A 13,482-nucleotide genomic window follows, 5' to 3' on the forward strand; every position below is an offset into this window, starting at 1 on the left:
ATGATGGGACATCGTTAAACCTAGTACTAAGTATGTCTGTTCATCATGAAACCACTACGACGTAAACGCCAAGTAAGCTGGCGTCAAAAAGGCGAAGCCCCTGATTACCGTTTTTCACTTGCCAATGAACGAACCTATCTCGCTTGGATACGAACGGCATTGGCACTGCTTGCTGGAGCAGTAGGCATCGACCAGCTCACACCAGAACTTGCTGATCCCAGCATTCGTATCGTCATTTCAACCGCATTGTGTTTGTGCTCTGGACTGCTTGCTCTATTTGCTTACCGTCGCTGGGCAAGTAATGAACAAGCCATGCGACTAAACCAAACACTCCAATATACCCGTTTTCTAAAAATCGTTAGCATCGTGATGATTTTACTCACCCTTGTGATCGCATTGGTCATTGCACTATGACCCGGGATCCTGGACTGCAACCTGAAAGGACAGCGATGTCCTGGATTCGCACTCAACTTCTCATGTTTGGTGCGGGGCTTTTGCTGTTTAAAATTGGGGAGACTAACGAGCAATACTTGGTTGCTGGGCTTGGGATATTCTGTATCTGTATTGCCGCTGCTAGCACGCTCTATTTAAAACAGCGCTTTACCAAATTGTTTAGTAATGAAACGGCTGTCTCTCGTTGGGAGTTTGAAGTGAAGCAATGGTTGTCTGCGTTGCTGGCGTTAATGGCATTTGGGTATCTTCTATCCATGTGGCTTCGCTAAACAAAAAGCTACAACGTTAATTTGCAGCGACCATCGCAAATGCCTTCTATACTTCAAAACACTTGGCTTAATTTATCAAACAAACGCGAGGGGTTCCCTCAACGTCTTAGTAAGGAGCACACTATGGGTTTTCTATCTTGGATTATTCTTGGGCTAATTGCGGGGGCATTAGCGAAATGGCTTATGCCTGGAGCGAATGGCGGAGGTTGGTTTTTGACCATGTTGCTCGGAATAGCGGGCGCTTTTGTAGGTGGTTACGTTGGCAGCTTAGCCGGATTTGGGGGGGCTGATGGGTTAAATATAGGCAGCATTGTAACCGCGACTTTAGGCGCTTTTATACTGCTGTTTGTGTACACCCGCTTCATCAAGGACTAATTACTCTTCTAAAAGTCTAACCCAAGGCTATCGACTTGGCCTTGGGTTGGTTACTTGTTTTTTCAGCGCATCCACTCTAGCAAATGATGACAATGTCCCAATCTAAAGGGTTTGCGTGAGCATTATCCAATTTCCGCAGCCATAATCTAACGTGACAATCAACGCATCTCCGGTATTTTGCACATCACCTTGAAAGCTTACCCCCAGCTCCGTCAGGCGCGCCACCTCGGCGTCCATATCGTCAACTTCAAAGGAAGTACAAGGTATACCTGCGTCTTTAAGCGCAGCGTGATACACTTTGGCTGGCTCAAAAGCCATCGGCTCTAACAGCAGTTCTGTTCATTCGAGATGATTGGGTGCGACTAAAGTAAGCCACCGATACTCTCCCATCGGAATATCGTGTTTGACCACAAAGCCAAGTTTTTGGGTGTAAAAGTCGTGCGCAACTTGCTGATCTTTTACCGCAACGCTTGTGATATTGATGCTTATCGACATGTAATCAACCTGGATAATTGTTTTTTAGCCACCGCTATTTGTACCAACCAAATCAACTAACCCGCTAATTACTTCGATTGAGTATTACTCAAATTTTCTGTCACTTTGTCGGCTAATTTTTTCAGTAAGGCTGCTTCTTCAGCAGTGATTTGCACTTTACACCCCATTTGGTCTGGCACCGTTAACGCTTTTTGCTCTAACTCTACACCTAGAGGCGTTAGCGATATCTCACGTGCTCGCTCGTCGGTAAGACTGCGTTTGCGAACAACCAACCCTTTTTGCTCCATACGCTTTAGAAGCGGGGTGAGTGTGCCTGAATCTAGGCGAAGTTTTTTGCCAATCTCTTTAACGTTGAGCGGCGATTCTCGCCACAACACAAGCATAGCCATGTATTGTAAATAGGTTAAATCCAATTCGTCTAACACTGGGCGGTACGCCCTAGTAATGGCGTTAGTCGCCGAATACATCGAAAAGCAAATTTGCTTATCTATATCAAGTAATGTGTCGCAGCTCATGGTTAGCCTCATTAACAAATCAAATATATTGTGCACAATATACTTGCATGACTGAAAAAGATCCAATATAGTTAGCGCACAACCTAATTGAACGCTACCAAATTAAAGGAATGCAATTATGTCAGCTCTATACACTACTTCAGCAACAGCAAACACCGGTCGTAACGGCAACGTAAAAACAGATGACGGACTGCTTGATGTCGCACTCGCATACCCAAAAGCGCTAGGCGGTAACGGCAACGCAACCAACCCAGAACAGCTTTTTGCAGCCGGTTATTCGGCGTGTTTTTCAAACGCTATTTTACACGTGGCGCGCACACAGAAATTGGATGTAAAGGCTGCCCCAACGACAGCATCGGTATCATTAAATCCGAATGCACAGGGTGGTTTTGAATTAGAAGTCGCTTTAGCAGTAGAGCTAGATATGCCTCAAGAAGACGCAGAAGCCCTAGTCAAAACTGCGCACCAAGTTTGCCCATACTCTAACGCTACTCGCGGCAACATCGATGTGGCACTTTCGGTAAACGGCAACGCAATCTAACTCCACACCTGCCTTGTTCCTTAGTCTTACGTATGTACGACATTACGCCTCAGTGACTATTTCCACTGAGGCTTTTTTTTAGAATTTTTAAACTGGACACACACAATTAGTTGATGCCGATTTCAAACTGGACAGACACCCCAATATCAAACTGGACAGACACCGAACGAGATGGTTGCAACAGGAATTTAGTGGACTGAAGATGTCAGAGAAAGAAGCTGTTTAGGACTAATTCTGTAGCTGAAACTGGGCAGCCTATTTGCATTGGTTTTAGCTATTGAGAAAAATTTTGTAGAGGCAATGACGTTGCAACCTATGCCCAGCATCAACTTTGGGATGGTCAAAATCTTGATGCGTATTATGCATACCAATTTTTTCCATCACACGGATCGATGGTGCGTTAATTAGAGCAGTGAATGCATAGAGTTCGCTAATATTTAGCGTTTTAGCGTAACTGAGTACGCCAAGCGCTCCTTCCGTTGCGTAGCCTACACCCCAGCTTTTAGCACGAAGCCGCCAGCCGATTTCGACAAATGAATGAGGTAATATTCCATTGTCTTCAGCCAAGCGATTTAGCCCAATAAAGCCTATAAAGTCTTGGGTCGCCTTCTCTTCCACCGCCCAAAATCCCATGCCCTGCTGTTTGGTGTAGCTTTCTATTTTATCAACCACATGGTCAGATTCTGCCACGCTCAACGTAGAGGGGAAAAAACGCATCACTTGAGGATCGGCACTCATTTTGGCAAATGGTGCACGATCAGATTCTCTCCACGATCGAATGATGAGGCGATCCGTTTCTATCATGCGGTTTCTCCCAATGGCTACGTTAGTTAAACTGGTAGTTCACACCCAAGCCTAACAGCAATCCTTCATTTTGAACATTTACCACCGTCACGCCATTTACTTGCTCTTGTTTTTCCGAATAATTCTCGGAAACAACAGCAGCGTCTAGCCGCCAGTTTGGCGTAATCGAATACCCTAAACCTGCTCGAACCCGAACATCAGTGCCACCAAACACGTCAATGGCCTGATCAACGCTTGCCCCGGCCATCAACATTAGCTTTCCAAGGTGATACTCGATACTTCCAGCCAGTCTCTGCGAATCATCATAACCAACCAGTAACCCAAAAACATCGTTATAATCGGTGTAACGAACCCCTTTTCCAGTCCACGCTGAATAGCTGTAGCTCATGTGAAAATTTAGATCAGGCGTGGCATGGATTGTTGTGAATAAGCTAGTGACCGAAGGTAATTGGATATCGATGTTTTGGTCACCAAAGTCGGTGGCGAACTTGTGCGAGGCCGCGAGGCTTAGCCATGGTTGAGCTTGCCAAGTACCACTGATACCACCACTCCACCCTGACGTTGTGTCTTGAAGACTAACGTCTGTACAAAACCAACTCGTCTTACACTCAGCTTCCAATTGATACTGAGAATGAATGTACTCCATCGTGACTCCAATACTCCAGTTGTCTTTCGAATAGACAATACTGGGCGCGAGCGACACCATAATCGGCGCAACATTGCTTTCTTTCGGATGAATTAAAGCTATGGATGGTACGGAAATGTCAGCGGCATTCCGACTGTAAATAGCTAAGCCAAGGTGCCACTGTTCATTGACTGGAGACGTAAAAAATCCGGCTGGGATTACCTCTGCGGTTGAATAATCAGTTGTCAGTGCTCCATCAACAAACGCATAGCTGGTATCAACCTGATAGCGGCTTGCGGCCACCGAAGTTGTAGCGCCGTCAAGTTGCGCAATGCTTGACGGATTGATAGCAAGTGCGCTCGCGTCTACTGCGGAAGCACCGTGCGCGCCAGCCAGTGCACTCACTGAGGTCGACGATTCCCAAAACCCTAACCCTGTCGCGTTAGCAGCGCCTGCAACAAACCATCCCAAAAGACCAATGTAGCCTTTGCATAGTCCGTACTTATGTCCATTTTTTGTCATACGTTAATCTATACTCGAATTGATTGCCCGCGATACTATTGCAAAGCAACCTAATCATGAACAAGTTAATGTCAAGATAGACCAATTTAAGGAAATTACCTTATTTCTCAGTAAGTAATCACTCTAAACATGAACGGTTGATTCACACTACACGACATCAAACTTGCTCAAACTGTAACAACTACCTAAAGTAGCTAGACACAATGGAGTAAAACAGCGAGGAGACGCTATGCCCAATTTCGTAATCAGCTACCTAGGTGGTGACCATCCGAAAACCCCTGAAGAAGGCCAGCAACACATGGCCGACTATCAACAATGGTTAGGCGCGCTTGGCGATGCGGTGATTTCACCCGCCAATCCGTTTAAAGACACCCATGTGGTGACACCAGACGGTGCAGTATCGAAAGGAAGTCAAACTCATATGTCGGGTTATACAATGGTAAAAGCCGACACAATTGAGGAAGCCATAAAGATGGCGCAAGATTGCCCATTTCTTAAGATTAATGGAACCTTAGAGGTCTCTGAGCAAGTTCAGATGTCCATGGGCAAGTAATTCGACCTGATCGCCTCAAAGTTGGGTTCTTTTAAGCACTATTTGTGAAGAATCCAACGCTTTAAATAGCAATAAGTGCCATGGTTTGTTTTAATAGCTTTTTTTTCGAAAAGCCAGAGAGACACCATGCACCTGTCGAAGTTAACTAAAGAGATTTTTGACCACCTGTATCGCGATATCAGCGAGTTTCGTTCAACCTTTGATCTTCCCGTTGCCGATCCAACTTCTTTAGACGACAAAGCCGACACCTTGCACACTTCTTTAGCCATCGAAGAGCTGACAGAGCTTGCCGAAGCCGACTCTAAAATTGAACAAGCGGACGCCATCATTGATACGGTTTACGTACTTATGGGACGCCTTGTGCATTTGGGAAATAGCCGCATTGAAGACAACCTTGCAATCAGTTACCTGATTGACTTAATGCTTAATGTGGCCGTCAACCGTAATATCGACTTCTTACCGTGTTGGGATGAGATTCATTCGAGCAACATGAGTAAAGTGTGCCGAAATCAGCAAGAATACACAGAAACTGAAGACTTCTACGCCAAGCAAGACATTGCGTTAGAAGCAGTAACCAAAGGCGAATACATCATCGCGAAATGCGCGAAGGACTTCGTCTCGGATGCTAAGACCATACGCAAAGGGAAAGTGCTTAAGTCGGTCTACTACCGTCCAGCGGATTTGAGCAATCTTGTTTAATGATTGCACTATAATCAGTACATAACCCAAACACCTTATTCTAGAGAGCCATAATGAGCCTAAAACAAGACTTGCAGCAGCTGCACAATCGCCTGGACAAAGCCAAGCGTAAACTCGACGCAGCCCGCGGCCGCAATGATAACCAAATGATCTCGCGTTTTACTGACGAAATTGCCAACTTAGAAAAGCAAGTTACTTCTCTAAAAGGCAAACAGCAATACGAAGACAGCAAAGAGAAAAAGCGTCTGCAAGACATGCCGTTTTCTCGTGAAATAACCAAAGCAGAACAAGCTGATATTGGTAAGCTCAAGAAATCGGTACGTGGTATCGTGATTGTGCATCCACTAACTAAAATCGGTAAAGAGCTACGATTGGATGCAATGACTGGCTTTGCCCCAAAAGAGTTTTAATCGAGGTCTAACAACACATGGCAAAATTAACCCTGCAAGAGCAGATGCTAAAAGCTGGCTTGGTTAACGAGAAAAAGTTAAAGAAAGCAAAGAAAGGCTCTAAGAAATCACGCACGCAAGCACGCGAAGTAAAAGCAGCCGTTGAAGAGCAGAAAAAACAGCAGCTTGAGCGCGACAAAGCGTTGAGTCAGCAGCACAAAGAGCAACAACTGAGCAAAGAAGTAAAAGCGCAGGTTAAGCAATTAGTACAGATGAATAAGCTGGATCTTGGCAACGGTGAGATCAAGTATAACTTTACCGATGGAACCTTGGTCAAGTCTGTTTATGTGACATCGGCTGTGCAAGATCAACTTGCAAAAGGCCTATTAGCTATTGCTCGCTTCGAAGAGAGCTACGCTGTGATCCCAAGCGGCGTTGCTAACAAAATTGCCCAGCGTGATGAAGAAACTGTAATCGATCAAAACAGCCGTGCAGACGATACGGCAGACGAAGATGATCCGTATGCGGACTTTGTCGTACCCGATGATTTGATGTGGTAATTCTTATTCATCAACTTTGATGACGAGTTTATCACTGAAAAGCCTCATGGCAACGTACTACGGTTTCGTTCCCATGAGGCTTTGTCATTTGAGCTCAAAGATTGCACTGCTAGCAATTGCGCGGAGCCTAAGCCCTACTCCTAAATATCAGTGTCTTTTTTAACGGCATCCAAAAGGCCATACACTTCCGTTATCACCTTTTTGTTTGGCAACGTTGTGATAATGCCTTTGGACTGAAGTTTTTTCTCAGAAGATTGAACTGAACTTCTAGTCGCCTTGCCCCCTAATGACGCCACAAAACTCATTGATGTTTCTGAATATAACCCTTTACCCGCGCAGCGTAATAGCAATACAGCTTTATCGGTTACGCTCATCCCCTGAATGATAGCGGTGTGATTCTCTTCTTCCGCGATCGCATCACGTATTAGCTCTATAGATGTACCTAAAGAGAAACCTCGGCCCATGACCTTTTTCTCTACAACCTCGCGCATTAAGTTGATCATCCAGTGCGGTGAATGGTCCGTTTCTTTCCAGAAATCAAGAAGCTCTAAGCGATCAACGTGAATCGAATAGGCTTCACTGAGTCGACTTACGCAATGATCTACAAACCCATCGTCTAAAGTGGGAAATTCTTGAATAACAGCGGACTGGTAGAACGGCATTTTGTCGTCTTCAAATGCAGCTCGCATTCCCGTGCGGCTTGAGCCAGTATAAATCACACTGATGCCAGTATTGACGGTATCGAGAAGAGTTCGGAGTGCGTATTGAAAGTTGTCGTAGTGCTTGGAAGTGACTAAGTGCTGAAACTCATCCAGTATCAGGACAACCTTTTGACCTCCAGCTTTTTCTATTACTTGGCTAAGTAGCGCTTTAATGTTGGTCAAATCGGCATCAGAAGCCGAAACAGGCTCAAACTCCACTTCGACCCTGGCTACGTGTTTTCCCACCGCTAACTTTCTAACCTGAGTGTTGAGCAAGCGTTTAACCGCGCCGCTGTGACTAATCTCATCCAGTGCGACCAATAATTGCTGAGCAAATTCACTGTGAGGCGCGCTTTTGTTACCCCAAATAGAAATGTAGATAGGCAACATGCCAAGTTCGATAAGATGTGGACTAAGGTCGTTAAGGAAAAAAGAGGTCTTTCCAATCCTACGGGTACCTAGGTAGACCATGCGTGAGAACAACGTGTCTTGGCAAAGGACCCCATACTTTCGAGCCAATTCACGACGGTGATAATACCAAGGATCCACTATAGTATTCATGCTATTGCGCTCCTAAAACGACCATTTTCATCAAATTTCATTCTAGTTTGATGAATTCATTAAATCAAAATGAATTTTAATGAGCTTTCCCCTTTAATCACGTTAAAACCACGAAATAACGAAGTAACTGAAGCCGCAAATTCTAGTCACGGTGAACAAATTTGGTGATTGCAGTTCGTAATCCATTGAAAAACGTATTACTTTTATTCACTTATCTATTTTCAGATGCTAAAAATAAAAGGGGACAGGCATGAAACCAAAACTGATCGTGCACGGCGGCGCATGGGACATTCCCGATCAATTTGTTGATGACCACGTCGCCGGAGTAAAAGCGGCAATCGAGCAAGTATTTCCACTTCTTGAACAAGGTTGCAGCGCATTAGACGCGGTAGAAAAAGCAGTAAACATTCTCGAAGCCGATCCAACCTTCGATGCAGGTCGAGGCGCTTTTCTCAATGCCCACGGAAATATCGAGCTCGATGCTTTCATTATGGATGGCAAAGTTCTGGATTTTGGCTCTGTTGCTGGAGTCGCCAACCTTCTTCACCCAGTCTCACTAGCTCGACATGTTATGAACGCAGATGACTTTCGTTTCTTGGTCGCAGATGGCGCTCTGCAATTTGCAAGAGAATGCGGAATGCAAGAGATTGATCCAAAAGAGCTGCTTACTGAGCGAGAATTATCGTTCTACCACCAGATAAAATCGGACACTTCTTTTAAGACCGTGAATGCTTTTAGCGGAGAACCTCAGCCTTCAGATACCGTTGGTGCTGTGGCTCTTGATCAATACGGAAATCTAGCGTGCGCCACGTCCACCGGTGGTACACCTCGTAAACATCCCGGCCGGGTCGGTGACTGTCCTGTAATTGGTTCGGGAGGCTATGCTGATAATTTATTAGGCGCCGCATCATCGACTGGCTATGGTGAGTCCTTAATGCGCGTAATGCTTTGCCGCACTGCATGTGACAACCTAACGCAACATAACGCAATGAACGCTGCCATTAGGGCAATAGACTATTTACATCGCAGAGTGGAAGGATATGGCGGGGTGATCATGATTTCGCCACAAGGTGAATATGGGTTTGCTCATAATACGCCGCGCATGGCTTATGCCTTTGCAGACGAAGACGGTAAAGCTCACGCAGCCATTCAAATCACAGACAATTAGGATCTATAACGCGTTTCGTTCATAGGGGAGCTTATCAGGGTCGACATCGATGTAATCGGGCTCTATGAACGAATTAAACCGTACCGCGCTAATGTGGGACTGTCTTAACAATACGGCTTTGCAAACACGATGCATGCCATCCATAACACGCCCTTTCTCACATAAGATTATCGGGTAGCTAAGATCCGCTTGTTGAATAAGTTGTGTGTGTCCAATAACACTTCGACAAGTGGGCGCGGTTCCTCCAAAGTCATACCAAAAGGTTTCGTCGAGCTCTGCAATGGCACTTAAAGAGACCTCAATGACAGGCCGAGATTGAGAGAGCTCGATCAAGCGAAAAACATCCCAAGCTAGGAGGCCTTGATCAGACTGACGAAAGTGATATTGCTGTCGCATGCTTTACTCCTTGTGGATTGCCAAAAAAACACTAACCGAATGCATAAACTATCAACCCAAAACATGCTACACCAACGCCGACAGGGACGCCTAAAGAGCGAGTTCGTAGCCAGGTGAGTAGTGTGACCACGCTGCCTGCCGCAGTTGCGAACCAAGAAACGGGTGAAGGTTCTGCTGGAATAAGGGATACTCCCAACATCGCAGCGATCATGGCCGGCCCCAGCACCGTTAACCAAATGGGGACATTATCAAGACCTTGCTTACCGGAGTTTCGAGATAAACGACGAATCATCCACATGGTAGGTAACAAGCGCATAAAATAGGTGCCTAGAGCGACAATTCCCATAGCTATCCACACTGAATTATCCATGTTGCTCTCCTTTAGCGTTTCTCTGATAGCTAATAAGATAATATGTAGCCATTCCAAACAGCGCTGCTAATGGGATCGCGGCATTTACCCAACCATTTAATTTTAAAAGTAATGCTATCGAGGTTGTCATTATTAACGACGCTGTCCAAATAAGAGTGTTAAATCGTGGCGCCAACAACACAAGGAACAATGACGGTAATGCGAATGGCAGTACTTCACCTAATAGTGGCCACCTCGCTATAAGTTCAGCACCAGCAAGTGCGCCTAAAACAGTGCCACCAATCCAACTAAGCCACGCAACCCAAGCGGCGCTGGTGTACCACTGTATGCGCTGTGATTCTTTCATCTCTGGGAAGCGAGTGTGTGCTAATGCGAAAATTTGATCGGTGAGTCCGTGCATTAACGGGATCCACCAGCGATTATGATTTATATAGGGTGCCAAGTTAGGACCGTAAACAACATGACGGGCGTTTATCAATAACGTCATCACAACGACAAGCCAGAGTGGCGCCCCCGAGGCTATCATTGCAACAAATAAAAATTGGGCCGACCCTGCATAGATAAATATGGAGATTGCGATGGTTTCCCATGCACTAAAACCCGCCTGAACAGAGATCAAACCAAATGATATGGCCACGGGAATATAGCCACCTAGCAGCGGCATAGCATCTTTTACTCCTAAAGACCAAGCAGAACGGCTGGTAGTGTTAGATACTTGCTCCATACCCTACTCCTTCTTTCCATAAGTGATCGTAACTAACAGCGTTGTCCATAATTCTTCAGTGCAATATCGGTGAGGTTGGTCTGCGCAAAATGATGCTGTTCCACCTGCAGTTAGCCACACCTCCTCGCCAACAACACCAGCCTTCACACCACCACTAATAACAGTCACAGCCTCAATGGATCCCACAATGTGAGGCTCAGAGAGACGCTCGGTATGAGGTGCACATAGCATCCAATACGCGTCAACTTGAGGGTTGTCAGTACCTTGTTCAATCAATCGAACCTGCACTTTGTCATCACCAATAGGTGTATTCATAGAAGCGACCAAACTGCCGAAAGGTACATCCAATTGCACTGCCAACCGCCAGATAGTATCTATTGTGGGATTTCCACCGCCTTGCTCGAGCCGAGACAAATTAGATTTCGCAATACCTGCATTTTCAGCCAACTTGGACAGCGACAAACCCTTAGCTACGCGCCATTTTTGTAGATTACGACCTAACGTATTAAGTGGAGGAGTTTCCATTGACTGTCCTTAGTTCTATTGCACTTTTTGTTCCTTATATAGAACGTTCTATATAAGGAACAGTAATTTATCAATACTACTTGGGGATGAGGCTGGTATTTGGGACACACACTAATAAAAGTGGACAGACACCTTTTATAGTTTCAATCAGCACTTAACCAGCTGTTTTTCAATAATTTAAATTAAGGTTCAAAGGGTAAGTAATGTGGGAGGTGGGAGGTAATAGCTAAATTAAAACTTGACAGATATTTTGAAAGCTAACCTGCATAACAAATAAATATCGGGTAGCGCCAACACTCAAACTAAATTAGCCTTGGATGCTTCCGTACTGTGAGTTTCACACATATATATGTTCTTCAGCTAGGAAGTCTTGCTCAATCGTCATTTGCAATTTTTACCGATCAATTGCAAGCGATAACTGGCCGCAAATTAACAACCTAGCCGAAACAAGTGTATCTTTGCTTTCCCTAGTGCTAACTTAGCTTTAGGTGCAAGGGCGTCATTTCCGACTGCCGAAGTATGCGGGCGAAGAAGATGTTTACACGCATTCATCCAATCTCGGTCATGTAATTTCAGTCTAGCCAGGATCGTGGGGTAGTTGCTCGGTAGAGAGTGCTTATCTTTTCGATATTGCCTTGCCGTCCAATCCACTAGCTCTAAGTACTCAATCAATTTAAATGGCAATCCATGCTTTTTCTTTGTCGATTCATTGCCGACAAAAGGAAGCAAACAGGAACTCAGTGATACGTTTTTCATTAACTCGTTAATGCGCCTTTTTATAGAGGTAAAATCTGAAGATTCTGGGGTAGTGGCAATACCAGCTCGTACGGGGTTTAGGTCAACGTAAGCCATTGCGGCAATTAAAGCATTTTTATCAAGTAGCGCTTGGCTTTTAAACCGACTTTCCCAAAAGTGGCCTTTACACCCATCTTCACTATTGGCTTTACAGGCAATATCATAATTTAGCTCTTTCATAAACCAACTTAACGACCAAAGACGCTCTCTCCATTGTTCAATGGTTTCCACGCAATGATCATACTCTGTTTGGTCTAACGTAGATTGAGACTGCCAACGCTTTATATGGGCTGGGATTTTATGCTCGGTACTCCACCTATCTACAACGTCAGACATAGAAAGGGACGCCGCCTTTTCATGATCAATGTGCAACACCACGTGGTAATGGTTGCTCATGATTGCGTAAGCGCAGACGTCCATACAATAAATATGAGTAAGTGATAAAAGTTTGCGCTCGACCCACTCTCTGCGGTGCTCATAACTGGTACCAGTTCGCTTATCATCTCCACACAAATAACTCTGCCTAACGCATCGTGAGACACAGTGATAATACGAAGTAGCTTCAATAGAAATTAGCCGTTTTCTTGCCGTTGCCATTTGAAAAATCTTAATGAGAATTTATTCAAATCTTAGTCACCTTCTCTCGAAAGGTAATTTACAGTGTAAAAACTGGGATCCTTTCGATGTTAAATCAGTCAGAAAGTCATACTTTTGAAAGCAACATGAGATGTGTGTCCACTATCCATTTGAAGTGTGTGTCCATTGACCTTTCCCCCAACTTAGAGCCATCACTCCGATGAGATTTTTAAGGTTATGCCGCTTGATTGGCATATTCAACTGGCGACATATAATTTAGAGAGCTGTGTGGCCTTACGTGATTGTAGTGCTCTCTCCATAGGTCAATTTCATACCTCGCTTCATCCAATGTTCTGAACCAGTGCTGATTGAGACACTCATTTCGAAACTTACCATTTAGGCTCTCCACGAAAGCATTTTGAGTTGGTTTACCAGGCTGAATAAACGCTAACGTAACAGAGGCTTCCTTCGACCAAAAGAACATCGCTTTGCTCGTAAACTCGGTTCCATTGTCACAGACAATGTTGTCTGGTTTCCCTCTTGTTTCAATGAGTTGGTCTAAAAATCGGGCGACCTGCTGACCACTGATTGACACGGAGACAAGCTGACCAATGAGTTCTCGAGAGTAATCATCAACAACATTGAGGATCCGAAAACGCCGTCCACTGCTTAGCTGATCGGATACAAAATCCATCGACCATCGCTGATTAGGACCACTTGGCACGTCCATGATTATACGAGGTCGTTGAAGCTTCTTTGGTTTTTAGTTCTGACCTGCAAACCTTCTTCTGTATAAAGACGATATGTGTGCTTTCTATTCACAACTAAACCCTCTGCTTTTAGCAAGCCGTGTAACATGAGATAGC

20 protein-coding genes and 1 pseudogene are annotated in these 13,482 nt (G+C 44.9%); 9 read left to right on the forward strand and 12 right to left on the reverse strand.

All coding sequences use genetic code 11. The features are described 5' to 3' along the window. Positions 1 to 45 precede the first annotated feature (45 nt). The 3 genes from ST37_RS07790 (at position 46) to ST37_RS07800 (ending at position 1,097) form a co-directional block, all read left to right on the forward strand. Complete coding sequence (locus ST37_RS07790; protein ID WP_084885184.1) at positions 46 to 414, forward strand: DUF202 domain-containing protein; 369 nt, start codon at positions 46 to 48, stop codon at positions 412 to 414. Next, positions 411 to 722, forward strand: a complete 312-nt coding sequence (locus ST37_RS07795; RefSeq protein WP_084885187.1) for a DUF202 domain-containing protein — start codon at positions 411 to 413, stop codon at positions 720 to 722. Before ST37_RS07790 ends, ST37_RS07795 begins: the two co-directional genes overlap by 4 nt. Positions 723 to 845: 123 nt before the next feature. After that, a complete protein-coding gene (locus ST37_RS07800; RefSeq protein WP_084885189.1) occupies positions 846 to 1,097 on the forward strand; it encodes a GlsB/YeaQ/YmgE family stress response membrane protein in 252 nt (83 codons plus the stop codon). 102 nt (positions 1,098 to 1,199) lie between these two features. Here ST37_RS07800 and ST37_RS20235 read toward each other — a convergent pair whose 3' ends face one another. From ST37_RS20235 to ST37_RS07810, 3 genes are all read right to left on the reverse strand, one after another. Then, the gene (locus ST37_RS20235; protein ID WP_242426246.1) at positions 1,200 to 1,415 is read right to left on the reverse strand and encodes a hypothetical protein; all 216 of its coding nucleotides are present in this window, start codon (positions 1,413 to 1,415) and stop codon (positions 1,200 to 1,202) included. A 21-nt stretch (positions 1,416 to 1,436) separates the two neighbouring features. Further along, a complete protein-coding gene (locus ST37_RS20240; protein ID WP_242426248.1) occupies positions 1,437 to 1,592 on the reverse strand; it encodes a VOC family protein in 156 nt (51 codons plus the stop codon). 68 nt (positions 1,593 to 1,660) lie between these two features. Further along, positions 1,661 to 2,107 (reverse strand): MarR family transcriptional regulator, encoded by a 447-nt coding sequence (locus tag ST37_RS07810; RefSeq protein ID WP_242426250.1) that lies wholly within the window; start codon positions 2,105 to 2,107, stop codon positions 1,661 to 1,663. A 118-nt stretch (positions 2,108 to 2,225) separates the two neighbouring features. Between ST37_RS07810 and ST37_RS07815 the strand changes: the two genes are divergently transcribed. Further along, positions 2,226 to 2,648 carry an organic hydroperoxide resistance protein gene (locus ST37_RS07815; protein WP_084885192.1) on the forward strand — a complete coding sequence of 141 codons (423 nt, stop codon included), beginning with the start codon at positions 2,226 to 2,228 and terminating at the stop codon, positions 2,646 to 2,648. Positions 2,649 to 2,918: 270 nt separating this feature from the next. Here ST37_RS07815 and ST37_RS07820 read toward each other — a convergent pair whose 3' ends face one another. Beyond that, positions 2,919 to 3,452, reverse strand: a complete 534-nt coding sequence (locus ST37_RS07820; protein ID WP_084885193.1) for a GNAT family N-acetyltransferase — start codon at positions 3,450 to 3,452, stop codon at positions 2,919 to 2,921. 22 nt (positions 3,453 to 3,474) lie between these two features. After that, positions 3,475 to 4,599, reverse strand: coding sequence for an outer membrane protein transport protein (locus ST37_RS07825; RefSeq protein ID WP_084885194.1), 1,125 nt, complete (start codon positions 4,597 to 4,599; stop codon positions 3,475 to 3,477). A gap of 229 nt (positions 4,600 to 4,828) precedes the next feature. On the opposite strand from ST37_RS07825, the gene ST37_RS07830 reads away from it, so the two are divergent. From ST37_RS07830 to ST37_RS07845, 4 genes are all read left to right on the forward strand, one after another. Beyond that, the gene (locus tag ST37_RS07830) at positions 4,829 to 5,152 is read left to right on the forward strand and encodes a YciI family protein (protein WP_084885196.1); all 324 of its coding nucleotides are present in this window, start codon (positions 4,829 to 4,831) and stop codon (positions 5,150 to 5,152) included. A 126-nt stretch (positions 5,153 to 5,278) separates the two neighbouring features. Further along, positions 5,279 to 5,851, forward strand: a complete 573-nt coding sequence (locus ST37_RS07835) for a nucleoside triphosphate pyrophosphohydrolase family protein (RefSeq protein ID WP_084885198.1) — start codon at positions 5,279 to 5,281, stop codon at positions 5,849 to 5,851. A 53-nt stretch (positions 5,852 to 5,904) separates the two neighbouring features. Continuing rightward, positions 5,905 to 6,261 carry a YibL family ribosome-associated protein gene (locus ST37_RS07840; RefSeq protein ID WP_084885199.1) on the forward strand — a complete coding sequence of 119 codons (357 nt, stop codon included), beginning with the start codon at positions 5,905 to 5,907 and terminating at the stop codon, positions 6,259 to 6,261. A gap of 17 nt (positions 6,262 to 6,278) precedes the next feature. Then, the gene (locus ST37_RS07845; RefSeq protein ID WP_084885201.1) at positions 6,279 to 6,800 is read left to right on the forward strand and encodes a DUF2058 domain-containing protein; all 522 of its coding nucleotides are present in this window, start codon (positions 6,279 to 6,281) and stop codon (positions 6,798 to 6,800) included. A 140-nt stretch (positions 6,801 to 6,940) separates the two neighbouring features. On the opposite strand, the gene ST37_RS07850 is transcribed toward ST37_RS07845, so the two are convergent. Next, positions 6,941 to 8,062: a hypothetical protein gene (locus ST37_RS07850; protein WP_084885203.1), complete on the reverse strand. Its 1,122-nt coding sequence runs from the start codon at positions 8,060 to 8,062 to the stop codon at positions 6,941 to 6,943. A gap of 250 nt (positions 8,063 to 8,312) precedes the next feature. Between ST37_RS07850 and ST37_RS07855 the strand changes: the two genes are divergently transcribed. After that, a complete protein-coding gene (locus ST37_RS07855) occupies positions 8,313 to 9,230 on the forward strand; it encodes an isoaspartyl peptidase/L-asparaginase (protein ID WP_084885205.1) in 918 nt (305 codons plus the stop codon). Positions 9,231 to 9,233: 3 nt separating this feature from the next. Here the strand turns inward: ST37_RS07855 and ST37_RS07860 are convergent, their stop codons facing one another. The 6 genes and pseudogenes from ST37_RS07860 to ST37_RS07885 form a co-directional block, all read right to left on the reverse strand. Continuing rightward, a complete protein-coding gene (locus ST37_RS07860) occupies positions 9,234 to 9,626 on the reverse strand; it encodes a hypothetical protein (protein WP_084885207.1) in 393 nt (130 codons plus the stop codon). Positions 9,627 to 9,657: 31 nt separating this feature from the next. Then, positions 9,658 to 9,996 carry an AzlD domain-containing protein gene (locus ST37_RS07865; protein ID WP_084885209.1) on the reverse strand — a complete coding sequence of 113 codons (339 nt, stop codon included), beginning with the start codon at positions 9,994 to 9,996 and terminating at the stop codon, positions 9,658 to 9,660. Next, positions 9,989 to 10,720 (reverse strand): AzlC family ABC transporter permease, encoded by a 732-nt coding sequence (locus tag ST37_RS07870; protein WP_084885211.1) that lies wholly within the window; start codon positions 10,718 to 10,720, stop codon positions 9,989 to 9,991. Before ST37_RS07870 ends, ST37_RS07865 begins: the two co-directional genes overlap by 8 nt. A 3-nt stretch (positions 10,721 to 10,723) precedes the next feature. Then, the gene (locus ST37_RS07875; RefSeq protein WP_084885213.1) at positions 10,724 to 11,245 is read right to left on the reverse strand and encodes a helix-turn-helix transcriptional regulator; all 522 of its coding nucleotides are present in this window, start codon (positions 11,243 to 11,245) and stop codon (positions 10,724 to 10,726) included. A 429-nt stretch (positions 11,246 to 11,674) separates the two neighbouring features. Continuing rightward, positions 11,675 to 12,376: a transposase gene (locus tag ST37_RS07880; protein ID WP_242426251.1), complete on the reverse strand. Its 702-nt coding sequence runs from the start codon at positions 12,374 to 12,376 to the stop codon at positions 11,675 to 11,677. Positions 12,377 to 12,851: 475 nt separating this feature from the next. Then, positions 12,852 to 13,482, reverse strand: a pseudogene (locus ST37_RS07885) (IS3 family transposase); the annotation flags it as partial.

This window comes from Vibrio sp. qd031 (genome assembly GCF_002100145.1).
Classification (GTDB): domain Bacteria; phylum Pseudomonadota; class Gammaproteobacteria; order Enterobacterales; family Vibrionaceae; genus Vibrio.

Coding starts and splice junctions, on each gene's coding strand:
- ST37_RS07845 (WP_084885201.1), top strand. CDS start 6,279: ATGGCAAAATTAACCCTGCAAGAGCAGATGCTAAAAGCTGGCTTGGTT.
- ST37_RS07820 (WP_084885193.1), bottom strand. CDS start 3,452: ATGATAGAAACGGATCGCCTCATCATTCGATCGTGGAGAGAATCTGAT.
- ST37_RS07830 (WP_084885196.1), top strand. CDS start 4,829: ATGCCCAATTTCGTAATCAGCTACCTAGGTGGTGACCATCCGAAAACC.
- ST37_RS07790 (WP_084885184.1), top strand. CDS start 46: ATGAAACCACTACGACGTAAACGCCAAGTAAGCTGGCGTCAAAAAGGC.
- ST37_RS07850 (WP_084885203.1), bottom strand. CDS start 8,062: ATGAATACTATAGTGGATCCTTGGTATTATCACCGTCGTGAATTGGCT.
- ST37_RS07800 (WP_084885189.1), top strand. CDS start 846: ATGGGTTTTCTATCTTGGATTATTCTTGGGCTAATTGCGGGGGCATTA.
- ST37_RS07875 (WP_084885213.1), bottom strand. CDS start 11,245: ATGGAAACTCCTCCACTTAATACGTTAGGTCGTAATCTACAAAAATGG.
- ST37_RS07810 (WP_242426250.1), bottom strand. CDS start 2,107: ATGAGCTGCGACACATTACTTGATATAGATAAGCAAATTTGCTTTTCG.
- ST37_RS07880 (WP_242426251.1), bottom strand. CDS start 12,376: ATGTCTGACGTTGTAGATAGGTGGAGTACCGAGCATAAAATCCCAGCC.
- ST37_RS07835 (WP_084885198.1), top strand. CDS start 5,279: ATGCACCTGTCGAAGTTAACTAAAGAGATTTTTGACCACCTGTATCGC.
- ST37_RS07860 (WP_084885207.1), bottom strand. CDS start 9,626: ATGCGACAGCAATATCACTTTCGTCAGTCTGATCAAGGCCTCCTAGCT.
- ST37_RS07870 (WP_084885211.1), bottom strand. CDS start 10,720: ATGGAGCAAGTATCTAACACTACCAGCCGTTCTGCTTGGTCTTTAGGA.
- ST37_RS20235 (WP_242426246.1), bottom strand. CDS start 1,415: ATGGCTTTTGAGCCAGCCAAAGTGTATCACGCTGCGCTTAAAGACGCA.
- ST37_RS07855 (WP_084885205.1), top strand. CDS start 8,313: ATGAAACCAAAACTGATCGTGCACGGCGGCGCATGGGACATTCCCGAT.
- ST37_RS07795 (WP_084885187.1), top strand. CDS start 411: ATGACCCGGGATCCTGGACTGCAACCTGAAAGGACAGCGATGTCCTGG.
- ST37_RS07865 (WP_084885209.1), bottom strand. CDS start 9,996: ATGGATAATTCAGTGTGGATAGCTATGGGAATTGTCGCTCTAGGCACC.
- ST37_RS20240 (WP_242426248.1), bottom strand. CDS start 1,592: ATGTCGATAAGCATCAATATCACAAGCGTTGCGGTAAAAGATCAGCAA.
- ST37_RS07815 (WP_084885192.1), top strand. CDS start 2,226: ATGTCAGCTCTATACACTACTTCAGCAACAGCAAACACCGGTCGTAAC.
- ST37_RS07825 (WP_084885194.1), bottom strand. CDS start 4,599: ATGACAAAAAATGGACATAAGTACGGACTATGCAAAGGCTACATTGGT.
- ST37_RS07840 (WP_084885199.1), top strand. CDS start 5,905: ATGAGCCTAAAACAAGACTTGCAGCAGCTGCACAATCGCCTGGACAAA.